The organism is Anseongella ginsenosidimutans (genome assembly GCF_008033235.1).
GTDB classification, from domain to species: domain Bacteria; phylum Bacteroidota; class Bacteroidia; order Sphingobacteriales; family Sphingobacteriaceae; genus Anseongella; species Anseongella ginsenosidimutans.
In genome coordinates, this window is sequence record NZ_CP042432.1 from 1,072,364 (window position 1) to 1,085,107 (window position 12,744).

General features: G+C 51.7%; 13 protein-coding genes. All 13 read right to left on the bottom strand.

What is annotated here, in order from left to right; all coding sequences use genetic code 11:
* Nucleotides 1-12: 12 nt before the first annotated feature.
* The 13 genes from FRZ59_RS04405 to FRZ59_RS04450 all read right to left on the bottom strand — a co-directional run bounded on the left by FRZ59_RS04405 (nucleotide 13) and on the right by FRZ59_RS04450 (nucleotide 12,715).
* On the bottom strand, nucleotides 13-2,511 hold the full coding sequence (locus FRZ59_RS04405) for a DUF1549 domain-containing protein (protein WP_132128104.1): 2,499 nt from the start codon (nucleotides 2,509-2,511) through the stop codon (nucleotides 13-15).
* Nucleotides 2,512-2,639: 128 nt separating this feature from the next.
* Nucleotides 2,640-3,683 (bottom strand): EamA family transporter, encoded by a 1,044-nt coding sequence (locus FRZ59_RS04410; RefSeq protein WP_132128105.1) that lies wholly within the window; start codon nucleotides 3,681-3,683, stop codon nucleotides 2,640-2,642.
* Nucleotides 3,684-3,881: 198 nt separating this feature from the next.
* A complete protein-coding gene (locus FRZ59_RS19400) occupies nucleotides 3,882-4,223 on the bottom strand; it encodes an ABC transporter permease (protein ID WP_262713177.1) in 342 nt (113 codons plus the stop codon).
* Nucleotides 4,109-4,723, bottom strand: coding sequence for an ABC transporter permease (locus FRZ59_RS04415; RefSeq protein WP_349290841.1), 615 nt, complete (start codon nucleotides 4,721-4,723; stop codon nucleotides 4,109-4,111). Before FRZ59_RS04415 ends, FRZ59_RS19400 begins: the two co-directional genes overlap by 115 nt.
* Nucleotides 4,666-5,013 carry an ABC transporter permease family protein gene (locus FRZ59_RS18805; protein ID WP_225975180.1) on the bottom strand — a complete coding sequence of 116 codons (348 nt, stop codon included), beginning with the start codon at nucleotides 5,011-5,013 and terminating at the stop codon, nucleotides 4,666-4,668. Before FRZ59_RS18805 ends, FRZ59_RS04415 begins: the two co-directional genes overlap by 58 nt.
* The gene (locus tag FRZ59_RS04420) at nucleotides 5,010-5,837 is read right to left on the bottom strand and encodes an ABC transporter permease (RefSeq protein ID WP_225975265.1); all 828 of its coding nucleotides are present in this window, start codon (nucleotides 5,835-5,837) and stop codon (nucleotides 5,010-5,012) included. The genes FRZ59_RS18805 and FRZ59_RS04420 overlap by 4 nt, the downstream gene beginning before the upstream one ends.
* On the bottom strand, nucleotides 5,720-6,115 hold the full coding sequence (locus FRZ59_RS18810; protein WP_225975181.1) for an ABC transporter permease: 396 nt from the start codon (nucleotides 6,113-6,115) through the stop codon (nucleotides 5,720-5,722). Before FRZ59_RS18810 ends, FRZ59_RS04420 begins: the two co-directional genes overlap by 118 nt.
* Nucleotides 6,116-6,125: 10 nt before the next feature.
* Nucleotides 6,126-6,869: an ABC transporter ATP-binding protein gene (locus FRZ59_RS04425; protein ID WP_132128108.1), complete on the bottom strand. Its 744-nt coding sequence runs from the start codon at nucleotides 6,867-6,869 to the stop codon at nucleotides 6,126-6,128.
* A 108-nt stretch (nucleotides 6,870-6,977) separates the two neighbouring features.
* On the bottom strand, nucleotides 6,978-7,925 hold the full coding sequence (locus FRZ59_RS04430) for an ABC transporter ATP-binding protein (protein WP_225975182.1): 948 nt from the start codon (nucleotides 7,923-7,925) through the stop codon (nucleotides 6,978-6,980).
* Nucleotides 7,894-8,829 (bottom strand): HlyD family secretion protein, encoded by a 936-nt coding sequence (locus FRZ59_RS04435; protein ID WP_132128109.1) that lies wholly within the window; start codon nucleotides 8,827-8,829, stop codon nucleotides 7,894-7,896. The genes FRZ59_RS04430 and FRZ59_RS04435 overlap by 32 nt, the downstream gene beginning before the upstream one ends.
* 11 nt (nucleotides 8,830-8,840) lie before the next feature.
* The gene (locus FRZ59_RS04440; protein ID WP_225975183.1) at nucleotides 8,841-10,175 is read right to left on the bottom strand and encodes a TolC family protein; all 1,335 of its coding nucleotides are present in this window, start codon (nucleotides 10,173-10,175) and stop codon (nucleotides 8,841-8,843) included.
* A 133-nt stretch (nucleotides 10,176-10,308) separates the two neighbouring features.
* Nucleotides 10,309-10,947, bottom strand: coding sequence for a TetR/AcrR family transcriptional regulator (locus FRZ59_RS04445; RefSeq protein WP_225975184.1), 639 nt, complete (start codon nucleotides 10,945-10,947; stop codon nucleotides 10,309-10,311).
* Nucleotides 10,948-11,035: 88 nt separating this feature from the next.
* Complete coding sequence (locus FRZ59_RS04450; protein ID WP_132128110.1) at nucleotides 11,036-12,715, bottom strand: arylsulfatase; 1,680 nt, start codon at nucleotides 12,713-12,715, stop codon at nucleotides 11,036-11,038.
* Between the last annotated feature and the right edge of the window lie 29 nt (nucleotides 12,716-12,744).

The window sequence follows — 12,744 nt, forward strand, 5'->3', positions numbered from 1 at the left end:
ATCTCCTTAAAATTAATAGATCAATTGAAATTCCGGAACGAGCATAAGCGCCCAAACCAGGTCCTGTATATCCTCTTCGGTGGGTGAAGTGCCTATGGCCGATTCCACGAAGTTTATTTCTTCCGCCGTTGCGGGCCTTCCCAGCGCTTTTAAATAAAGAACAGATACAAGGGAATCCGTGCTGGCATATTTTGCTTTCCATTCCGCCGCGCCCTGGTGAAGCGCTTCGGTAAATTTTGAACCATTGGTTAATTCAAGCGCCTGCAGCAAACTGGCCTGCGAAGCGCGGTTGGTGGTTACCGTTTCCCGCGAAGGGCGGCCAAGGGCCTTCAGGAAAGGATCGTTCTTCACCAGGGAAGCCCTTGTGAAGGGAGCGTACTGCAGGATGTCCGGCGGCAGCTTGTTGGCTACGGCTGAATCCGTATAAAGAGGTGTGAAAACCTTGCTCACCGCGTCTGAGAACTGTTCGGCCGACATTCTTCGCCGCAGCATGCCCTGGAACCGGTAGTCCTTGGCCAGCAGGTCTCCTGCTTCTTCCACCGAAACCGATGGGAGCTGGTAGGTTTTAGACGTCAGTATCTGGTAGATCAGGCGCTTGATATCATAGCCGTTCTCCACGAAGTCGGTAGCCAGCCAGTCAAGCAAATCCTGGCTCCAGGGGAGATTGTCCATGATGTCCACCGGTTCAATGATCCCTCTTCCCATAAGCTGCGCCCAGACCCGGTTGACAATAGTGCGGTACAGCCGCCCGTTCTTGGGCTGGGTAAGATAATCGGCCAGTTGCTGCAGCCGTTCCGGAGTGGGTGCATCCGTGCTGATGGTTCCCAGCTCGGGGAAAAGCATGGCTCTGCCGGCAAGTTCCCCGGTAGGCTTGTCGCAGCGGGCCACCTGCAGGGTGGTGTCGGAGAAAATATTGGCAAACGCATAGGCCTGGTCAAGCTTCCAGTCGCTGATAAAACTGTCATGGCAAGAGGCGCATTTCAGGTTGAGCCCCATGAATACCTGCGAAACGTTCTGGGCTGCCTGCATTTCAGTTGACTGGCTGGAATTGATCGTGCCCCGCCAGCGGATCCCGCGGATAAATCCTTCCGATTCCTTATTGGGGCTGATCAGCTCTTCCACGAACTGGTTATAGGGTTTATTATCCCGCAGCGAACTGTAAAGCCATTTGGTAATGTCAAAGCGGCCGTTGGTAATATACCCGGTACCGGTGTAATCATTCCGCAGCAGATCGTTCCAGAAGGTAAGCCAGTGTTGCGTATAATCGTGGTCGCGGTTCAGCAGGTTCTTTACCAGCGCTTCGCGTTTGCCGGGATCGGTATTGCTTACAAATGCTTCAATGCTGTCGGGAGAAGGCAGCAGGCCAATCACGTCCAGGTAAACGCGCCGGATATACGTGCGATCGTCCACAGTCCCTTTCCACTCGATCCCGTTTTCGCTGAAGTAGTTGTCAACCAGCAGGTCAATGGGCTGGGTAAGGTCGCCGGTAGGCGCAGGCAGCCCGGGACTGCGGGGCGCCAGGGGCGCCAAATAATAAATGCTTTTTTCCTTGTCCGGCCAGGGGGCTCCCTTGGATACCCAGAAAGTGAGGATCTCTATTTCTTTTTCACTCAGGGTTTTCCCTTTGGACGGCATGACATCATCGTGTCCGGCCGGCAAGTTGATGCGTCGTATCAGGTCGCTTTCGCCCGGATCGCCGGCAACGAATATTGCTCCGTTTTCCCCGCCTTTTAAAAAGGCTTCCTTGCTGTTCAGCCGCAGTTCTCCTTCGGCTTTATCCGAACCGTGGCATTTATAGCAGGAATGCGCAAAAATAGTCCTTACTTCCAGGTTCAGGTCTTGCTGCTGTGCCAGCGTTAAAGTATCGGCCTGCTGCAGGCTGGCGAGAACAAAGTTGGGATTATTGGAGGCAATGGAACCTTCTTCACCGGCGCTTTGGCTCGTGGGAAGTACTTCGGTCAGGTAATCTTCTCCGTGGGTAACCATGGCGCCGTAATGCCCTGCCAGGGATACGCCCAGCACGGTGATGATCAGCAGGTACCGGTATGCGTTTATCCAGCCCTTTTTCAGGAAAAGCAACGTAAGGATAGAAAGGGCCATGGTCACTACGCCCAGCCAGCGGTGTATTTCAATATTGGTTCCCTCGTAACCTTCGTTGCCGGCCAGCATCCAGCCGAATATCACGGCCAGTACTGCTCCTGCAGCTCCAATCCATAATAATATAGTGATCCCGTTCCTTAAGCCAGCGGATTTACTGCGCCAGTCTATCAGTTCCAGTACAAGGGCAACGCACAAAAGACCCACCGGAAAATGTACGATCAGCGGATGAAACCTTCCCAGGAGCATCCACAACCAGAACGGCTCTGTCTCTTCTGCCGCTTCAGCAGCGATTTGAGGAAGTTCGGGTTCCTGTACGACGCCGAAGGCGCTCACAATAATAAATACTCCCAGTAATAAGCACAGGGCAGCAAGGGCAGACGTTCTGGAACGTACGTTTCTCAACAAATTCATGCCGTTCTATATGGTTTAGCTTTCTTTCGAAAAAGCTAAGATAGGTGAAATGCAAGCCTTAAGCCATATACATTTTGACAAATGAATGTGTTTTTTGACAGAAAGCGACTGAAATAGCTCAAATATGACTATCCCGAACCTATTTCTTTCTTAAAGGTGCTAAGGTTTAAGAGAATAATAGCGGCGATAATGAGTACGATCCCTGCCCATTGAATGGCCAGTACCTGCTCGTTCAGCAGCAGGTAGGCGCTTCCGACGGAAACAGGGATCTCAATGGAAATCAGGATCGAACCTAAGCCGATACCCGTTTTAGGCATGCCGGTATTTAAGAGCAGCGGCGGTAATATTGTGCCGAATAGTGCAAGAAGAAGCCCCCATTTTCCGAAAATGGAGAACTGGAACCCGGAAAATAATTGTGCAGACCAAATGAGCAGGATAATAGTAGTCCCGCCGATTAATATCCAGAAACTTTTTTGACGGGGATGCATTTGGAGGGCCATCCGGTTTGCAACGAACAGTGAGACTGTATAGGTAAGTGCAGCCCCTATGCCCCAGATGATGCCGCGAAGATCCAATTCATGGAAGTTTCCAATGGCGTTGGTTGCCAGCAACGTTCCCGCTAGTATGACGATCACAGCCACGCATTTGTTCAGGGCAGGAAATTTCCTTTCCAGCAAGGCGTCCAGTACAATTCCCATCCAGATTGCTTGCATCAGCAGGATAACGCAAATGGAAACCGGAATATACCTGACCGACAAATAATAACATACACCCGTGAGGCCGTAGGCAGTTCCCCCTGCTATTAGCCGGAAGACGGCACTCCTGTTGCCGGCGGCGGTACTCTTGCTGGTAGTGGCACTCTTGCTGTCGGCGTAGCTCCTGTTGCCGGCGGCGTCGCTTTTGCCGGCTTCAGTTGCGGCGTCGCCAGGCCGGGCAGACGCGGGTCCGGGCCTTGCGGCAACTCCATCGCCGCTCCCGCCGGCGCGCCTGGCCTTTGCGCTAAATAGTACGGAGAACCCCATGACCAGCAGGCCGGTCGTGTATTGCGATACCGTCGCTTCAGCCGTTGTATAACCTTCATTATAAGCCAGGCGCACGATCGTGGCCAGAACGCCGTAGCTGGCGGCGCCTGCGCTTACAAAAAGAATACCTTTTAACAGGTCTTTATTCATGCTAATGCCCTGGTTACCGTTTGCTGTCCTGACATAATTCCCGGCCTGGTCCCGGGAGCCCGGCTGATCCCGCCACGGCGGTCAGATGCCCGGCAATAATGCGCCGTAAGATCGGCTATTTCCGCCTCAGAAAAAAATCCGGAAAGCGCCGAAGGCCGCCTTTCTTTGGTTCTCCGGGGCCCGCTTATGCGCCACCCCTTAGGAAGTTTTTTTGTAATTCAGGATGGCCCAGCCATTCAGAATAGCGGCAAACAGCATAATATACAGGAATTCGGGAAGTACGTCGGTAAAGCCGCTTCCTTTCAGAACGATCATGCGTACTACTTTGATGAAATGCGTGACAGGGGTCAGGTTGGCAATGGTCCGGGCCCAGGCCGGCATACTTTCCACGGACGTGAAAAGGCCGCTCATAAGAATAAAGATCATCACGAAAAAGAAGGCGATGAACATGGCCTGTATCTGGCTGTCGCTGTAAGTAGAGACCAAAAGGCCGAAGCCCAGGACGGCAACCAGGTAAAAGGCCGCAAAAAGGTACAACAAGGCCAGGCTGCCTTCCGGGAAGATGCCATACACCCCCGGCACACGAGCAGGCCGATGGTGAAAACGATCATGCCGATGATCCAGAAAGGGATAAGCTTCCCAAGAATGAACTCCCATTTTTTTATGGGTGTGACATTGATCTGTTCAATGGTGCCTGCTTCCTTTTCCCGGACAATATTGAGCGAGGACATGAAACCGCCCACCATTGTCAGTAAAATAACAAGTATACCGGGAACGATATAGTACTTGTATTCCCCCAGCGGGTTGAACCAGTTGCTGTAGGTGACCTGGATCTTCGCGGCGGCTGCGGCCGGCGGCAAGCCGGCCTGCCCTGCGTCTGGCACGTTCAGGCGCAGGCCGGCGTTAAAATCCCTGATGACGGAATTCAGGTAATTTCCCCCGATAAAGGCTTTCGTTCCATTGATGGCATCCACGTAGATGCCTAACTGCTGGGAGCCTTCGCGTACGAGGTTGCGTTCGAAGCCGGCCGGAATTTCCAGGACGAGGTCGGCCTCCCTTTTTCAATATGGGTAAGGGCTTCCTGGTACGATGGATCGGCGCTTACCATTCTGAAATAGCCGGAAGATGCGATTTTCGTGATTAATTTCTGCGACCAGCTGCTGTGATCATGGTCCACGACGGAAATATTCACGTTTTTAACTTCGAAATTCATGGCCAGGGGCAGGATGATAAGCTGAATAGTAGGCACGGCAAGCATCATGGCAAGAATGGTCCTGTCACGGAAGATCTGGCGGAATTCCTTTTGTAATATGAATCTCAATACGTTCATTGCAGCCTGATTTTAAAGTTTTTCAACGCGACGCTCAGGAGTCCCAGGGTCATGATCATCAGTACCAGGGTTTCTTTCCATACGTAGGCGAACCCAAGCCCCTTCAGCATGACGGACTTTATAATGAGGAAATACCAATGCGAGGGAATCAATTTTGATATGACCTGGAAGATCCAGGGCATATTTTCCAGGGGGAACATAAAGCCGGTAAAGATCATGGTGGGAAGCATCATGCCCATCATGGACAGCAGCAGAGCGGTTTGCTGGGAATCGCATACGTTGGAAATAAGCAGCCCAAGGGCCAGGCAGGTGATAATGAACAAGGTGCTTTCCAGTGTGAGCAGCAGCAGGCTGCCTTTCAGCTCCACGTCCAGCACGAATACCGCCAGGACGACGATCAGGGCGAAATTAGCCAGGGAAAGCGCGAGGTACGGAACGGCCTTAGCGATCAGGACCAGAATGGGTTTGAAAGGGGATACCAGCAGCACTTCCATGGTTCCGAGTTCTTTTTCTTTCACGATGGAAACCGAGGTCAGGGAGGTGCAGACGATCATCAGGATCAGCGCCATGACACCGGGAATGAAGTTCAGCGAGCCATTTCCCTCTTCATTATACAGCATGCGGGTTTCAGGGATAATGCGGTAGGGAAAGGCGGCCGAAGGGGATAATTCCTCCTGGTAGCCGTTAATGATGGCGGTCAGGTAATTCACAATAGTTTTAGCTGTGTTCGGGTCGGAACCATCGGCGATGATCTGTATGCTTGTTTCGCCCTGGTGAAGCAGATCGCTGCCGAACCCGGCGGGAAAGATGAGGGCGCACTTAATGTCCCTTCTTTGAAAGCGGCTTCCACGTCCTTGTAGCCAGCCGCTTTTCCTTTCATCGTAAAGTAAGAGGAGGCGGTTATTTTATTGATCAGCTGCGTGCTTTGTGCGTCGCCGGCATTGTCAACCACCAGGATATCGGCATTTTTTACTTCGCTGGTCAGGGCGAAACCGAAAAGGAGTATCTGTACGACCGGCAGTCCGAACATGATCAGCAAGGTGCGGCGGTCGCGGAACACATGGTAAAATTCTTTCCTGATGAATACGAATAATTGCTTCATTTCTTCGGGTTTAATCGGCCGACCGCCTTGCTCCTCTTGCCAGCTTATAAAATACCTCATCCATACTGGCGGCTGAAAAATGTTGTTTCAGGTTGCCGGGGCTGTCAAGCGCTTCTATTTTCCCGTCTACCATAACGGATATGCGATTGCAGTATTCGGCCTCGTCCATATAATGAGTGGTTACGAAAACCGTGATACCGGAAGCGGCGGCTTCATAGATCATATCCCAAAACTGCCTCCGGGTAACGGGGTCCACCCCGCCTGTAGGTTCGTCCAGGAAAACGACACGGGGCCGGTGGAAAATAGCTACTGAAAAGGCAAGCTTCTGCTTCCAGCCCAGGGGAAGTTCTCCAACCATCTTTTTTGCCTGTGATTCCAGCCCCAGCGTTTGAACAAGACTCCTGCTCCTTTCCCGGATTTCCCCGCGGGAAACGCCGTAAACGCCCCCGAAAAACTCGATGTTTTCCAGTACGTTCAGGTTTTCGTACAGCGAGAACTTCTGGCTCATATACCCTATGTGCTTTTTAATGGATTCCTGCTGTTTATATACGTCAAATCCGGCTACCGAGGCTTCGCCTGAACTGGGATAGGAGAGGCCGCAGAGCATACGCATCGCGGTGGTTTTGCCTGCGCCGTTGGCGCCCAGAAAGCCGAATATTTCTCCTTTTTCTACTTCGAAACTGATCTTGTTTACGGCATAGAAACTGCCAAACTGCTTGCTCAGATCTTTGCATATGATCGCTTTTTCTGCCATGTTTTATTTAATTGCGCTCATTCATCAGCTGGATGAAACTGTCTTCAATCCCTGGCGTTATCCTCCGCGACTCCACGTTCTTATGACCCTTCTTTTCCGCGATATCTTTCAGTAATTGTTCACCTCCGGCCTCTTCGTGTTCAGCCACCTTGCCAGTCCCGGTGCCCCGGCCGCAACGCGCGCGCCGGACGTAGGTCCCTTCAGCGTTACATGCAGGTATTCGCCAAAGGCGTAGCAGCTGGTCACTTCCTCCCTTTCCCGGAGATCGTTCAGCAATTGATAAATGGCGGCCGATTTAACCGCGTACAGCGGGGAGGGGAATGCGCCTGTAATATTTTCCGGCGTATTAACCGACATGATCCTGCCCTTCTGGATCAGGGCAATGCGCTCGCAAAGCCTGGCTTCATCCATGTAGGGGGTGGATACCAGGATGGTGATCCCCTGTTGTTTCAGCCGTCCCAGCATATCCCAGAGTTCTTTGCGTGAAACCACGTCCACTCCTGTAGTGGGCTCATCCAGCAGCAGTACTTCCGGTTTATGGATCAATGCGCAGCAAAGGGCAAGCTTCTGCTTCATGCCGCCTGATAGCTTTCCCGCACGGCGGCCGCTGAAAAGCTTGATCTGGTCGTAAATGTCTTTTATCAGGTCATAATTGGCTTCTACTCTTGTCCCGAATACTGTCGCAAAAAATTCCAGGTTTTCTTTAACCGTCAGGTCCTGGTAGAGGGAGAACCTGCCCGGCATATAACCAACGCGGTTGCGAATAGCCTGAAAGTCTTTCACCACATCGAAGCCTGCTACCGCCGCATTTCCCTTATCGGCCAGCAATACAGTGGTCAGGATACGGAAGATAGAGGTTTTTCCCGCCCCGTCCGGGCCTATCAGGCCGAATAACTCTCCCTGGTTTACTTCGAAGGATACATTGTCTACCGCCAGGATCCGGCCCTGGTCATAGCTTTTACTCAGGTTTTCAATCGTAACAGCTGCCATGTTCATATACTTTAGCGGGTAAGCCGTTAGCTTCTTAGCGGGATTCGTCCCAAAGCACTTCCCCATACATGCCGATTTTCAGGTAACCATCGTTTTTAACTCTTACTTTAAGAGCATATACGAGGCTGGCGCGTTCATCTTTTGTCTGGATGGTCTTTGGCGTAAACTCTGATTTAGCGGCGATCCAGGCAATAATTCCAGGATAGGTTTTATATTCCTTATCGCTTTGATCAATCCTTACAGTCACCTGCTGCCCCGGTTTTATTTCCGCGAGCTGATCGCCGGTCACATAGGCCTTCAGGTTAAGGGTATCGGTATCCGCGATTTTATACAAGGGCCGGCCTATGTCGGTTAGCTCTCCTTTCAGGGCGTATTTTGTCAATACCATGCCTGAAATAGGGTTGACGATCTGCCCGCGGGTTATTTGTTCCTGTGCCTGCCTGACTCTTGCTTCCAGGGGAGCCTGCTCGGCGAGTATACTCCTGTTTTGCGTAGCTGTATTGGATTTGCTTAAGGCTATCTGCTGCCTGGTTGCTGAAATTTGCTTTTCCAGCTTTTCAATCAGCGCATCCATGTCATCCAGTTGTTTGCGCGTGGCCGCATCTGCTTTTACCAGGTTGGCTGTTCGCCGGCGTTCCCGGCGCTGGTGTTCCAGTTCAGCCTGCTGCACGGCAAGCTCTTTTCTGATCAGCTCGGTTTGTTCTTCCGGGCTGCTGGTTTTCTGTTTGAGAGCGGCAATTGACGCCTCTACCTGTTGCTTTTGCAGCCTGGAAAGAGTGACATCAATCTGGCCCACAATAGCCCCCGCGCTGAGTGTGTCGCCTTCCCGTACATTAAAAGACAGGAGTTCACCGCTTTGCTGTGCGGAAACGATCACCTCGTCGGCTTCGAAATGGCCTGAAGCATCGTAATCGTTCTTGTTGCCGCAGGATGCGAATAATAAGACCGTAAATGCAAGTATATATTTCATGTTGAAGGTTATTAGTTGCCTGTAGTATGCCTGTAATTGTATTGAGCTTGCAGCAGGCGGATCTTATGCAGGATCAGGGTTTGCCTTGCTAGGTTTTCCGCGTTTAATTGGTTAATGTAATCATGCGTGGTGATAACCCCGTTCTCCAGCTGGGCTTCCGCTGCCTTCCTTACCGAAGCGCGCAGTTTTATGGCTTTTTCATCCTCTGCTATCAACTCGCGGTATTTTCTTATTTCTTCATTTTCCTGCCGCATGGAAAGGTGGGTATTAAGCAGGAAGGTTTCCTTCTCAAGATCTATCGTCTTACGCCTGATCTCCAGGTTCCGCTTGTCGTTCTTTAAGGTATAAAGACTGCCGAAGTTCCAGGTCAGGCGGGCGCCCGTAATATACCAGGGGCTGAAATCATCCGCTATGAAGTTCAGGGTAGGCCTGCCATAGGCGCCCTGGAAAAAGGCGCTCAGCTTCGGCCGGTAAGCTGTTCGCAATTTCTTTTCTTCCACCTCCAGCAGGTCCTTTTGAAGCTGGTAAAGTTCCAGTTCGGGCCGGTTAATAACGGGTTCCGGGACTGCCGCCGCAGGCATTGTCAGCCTGGTGCTGTCCCCCAGCTCCCTGTCAATGAGGAGGCCCAGCATGTGAAGGTATGCCTTCCGGTTGCTGTGGAACTGAATGCTGGCCATGTTTGCATTAATAATTTCGGCTTTTATCTCGTCCAGATTGCTCAGGAAGGCCGTTCCGTATTTCAGGGCTGCTGCGACTTTTTGGGCAGAACTTTCCAGGTCCGCTTTCCGCGTCTCGTTTTGCCTGAGCTGTTCTTCCATAAGCAGGATCGAAAAATAAACCTGGTTTACGCGTTCGTTCAGTGCATGAAGCGCTACCTCCACCTGCTGTTTTTCAAGTGCATCGCCAGCCTTTATCGCAGCCCGCCGGTTACTGATGGCTCCCCCGTCGTAAAGTGTCTGATTTACCTCTGCGGTTATTTTATACTGGTCTTTACTGAGCGAGGGAACGCTGACGCCGGGCGGTAATGCGCCTCCAAGCGCATCGGAAAAATTAACGGTTCCGGACTGGTAGCTGGCCTGGCCGCTGATACTGAGCTGCGGGAGATACAGGCGGGAGGCATTGGCCAGGGAATACGTACTGCTTTTGCTGATCAAATCCAGCTTTTTTATAAGCGGGTAATTTTCCCGGGCCAGCGCATGACATTCTTCGAGCGTAAGCGGCCCGTCTGCCGGGCCAGATGGCTGCTGCCTGGTCCCCGGGCGAGAGGGCTGCTGCCCGTCCGCCGGGCCAGACAGTTGCTGTCCGCGAGTCATTGGAACGTTGGTGAGCCCTGCAGGCTGGCTCATTAAGAGGGAAGGCTGACTTACCAGGAAAACTCCCCCAACAATGCAATTGCCAGCCGCTTCTGTATCGGAATTTGCTTAATCATCCTTTCTATTCATTTGGTTTAATCATTTGATTAATATACATGCAAAAAAATCAGCTGGTTTCCAGCATTGTTTTTATCCAGCGGGGAATCAGCTTCTTTCTTTCTTCCATCAGTTTCCCGAAAGCTTCCTCTTCGAGGACCAGGGCTTCCCTGAAAACCGGGCGCGCCACAAAAGGAAAAACAATGAGCCCCAGCAGATTCATAATGAAATGCAGGGGATGCAGGTCCGGCCTTTTTTTCTTCAATTGTTCAATAAAAGTAGAATCCAGGATTCTTTTTACCTCGAAGCCCTTGATAAAAGTGCCTGGGTTATTCCTGATCTCGCTTAATACAAAGAGCGGGAGGTCCGGGTTGCCGTTAATAGTATTGATGTAACTTTCGGCGATCAGTTCAAGTTTAGTTTCCAGTTTAGTGGCAGAATCGTTCATAAAAGGGATGAGTATGCCGAACAATTCACGCATCTTTTCAGCCATCACCTGGTGGAAGAGTTTTTCCTTGCTACGGAAATAATAGTTCAGCAGGGCAAGGTTTATGCCGGCCTCTTCCGCAATATCCCGGGTCCGGGTGCCGGCATATCCTTTTCGGGTAAAGACCTTCCTGGCCGCTTCTTTTATTTTTTCCTCGGTGGAAATTTTTTCTTCCGTGGAAGTTTTGCCTTCTTGTTTATCTGCGCCTTTTGCCATATCCATGCTCCTTCCGCTATCTTATACCGGCAAAGATATAAATAAAGTTTGAGTTTAAGCAAGCATTTTAATCAAATGATTAAAACCGATGAAATTACCATACATGGTTTGCCCGGGCCCATTGCTGCCACAGGCTGTCCATGCGCTGCACGACTTCCGGATATTGTTCCGCCAGATTATTGGTTTCGGTCCGGTCTTCGCTCATTCGATATAATTCCCAGGGGCTTTTCCTGTCCGGCGCAACGAGTTTCCACTCCGAAGAGCGGACATAGCGGCCTCCCTCGTGTTCGTTGAATAAGTAAGGATGCCCTTCGCGCTGCCTGCCTTCGAATACCGGTTTCAGGCTTTTTCCCTGCAGGGGCGTGATCTGCTGTCCATTATAGGTTTCCGGGTAGGCTGCCCCGGCGATATCAATGAAGGTGGCCATAAAGTCCATCACATGGCCTGTTTGCCTGGTCACGCTTCCTTTTTCCGCTTTTATTCCTTCCGGCCAGAAGGCGATCATTGGCGTGCGTACCCCTCCTTCAAAAGATTCCATTTTCCAGTACCTGAAGGGCGTATTGGCCACATTGGCCCACCGCTGGCCAATGGAGGCATAGCTGGTCTGAGGCCCCGGCAGCACTTCTTTATCAACGGGATAAACTATTTTTTCACCGTCACGAGTTTGGCTTGGCCGGTCGAAGCCGGGGCCGTAGCGCATGCAGTTCTCCGGGCTGGCCCCGTTATCACTCAGGAAAACAATGAGGGTGTTTTCCAGCTCGCCGGTTTCTTTCAGGGCATCGATAATGCGGCCGATCCCCTGGTCCATCCTGTCGATCATGGCTGCATGGACAGCCATAGCGCGGGCATCCCAGGCTTTATCGGGATTTTCTTCCCAGCTAAGCTCATCCTTCCACCTCGGAGGCAGCGGATATGCGGACGAATCCAGTATGCCTTCTTCGATCAGCCGTTGATACCTCGCTTCCCGGATGGCCTCCCAGCCCGCTGTATAGGTGTCTTTATATTTTTCGATATCTTCCGGCAAGGCGTGCAGTGGCCAGTGCGGGGCCGTATGGGCTATGTACAGGAAAAACGGCCGGTCATCCCGCGCGAATTCCCGGATATAGGCCGAAGCCGTATCATTGATCGCATCCGTGTGATAATAGTTATCGGGAACTTCTCTTACCGCCTGTGTTCCGTTCACCAGGCTGAAAGGATCAAAAAAATCCACCACGCCCCAGATATTGCCGTAATATTTTTCGAAGCCACGGTTAACCGGGTACTGCTCCAGCGGGGAGAATTCCGGGTGAAATTCCTGGTGATTGAGCCAGGCCAGCTGCTTTTCGGGGTTTTCCTGCACTACTGTATTGGATACATGCCATTTACCGGTCATTCCCGTATGATAACCCGCCGACTTCAATACTTCCGCGAGCGTAACCGAGCTTTTCAGCAGGTGGCCGCGATAGCCTTCCCGCTGTTCGTCCGTGGTCATATGACCGATCCCCGCCTGATGATTATACAAACCGGTAAGCAGGGATGCCCGCGAAGGACAGCACCTGGATGTGTTATAAAATTGACTGAACCTTAGCCCGTTTTCCGCCAGTGAATCCAGGTGAGGGGTCTGTATTTCGCCTCCGTAACAGCCCAGGTCAGAGAATCCGAGATCATCCGCCATGATCAGCACGATATTGGGCCGGGAATCGCTGCTTCCGGAGTTCGGCCGGTTTGCCTGTTTTATCTGACATTGTGTAAAGAGAAAAATTGCCAGAGCGGCGGCCAGGGATGGAAATTTCATATTTATACTACGTTTACAAGGGTACAGTG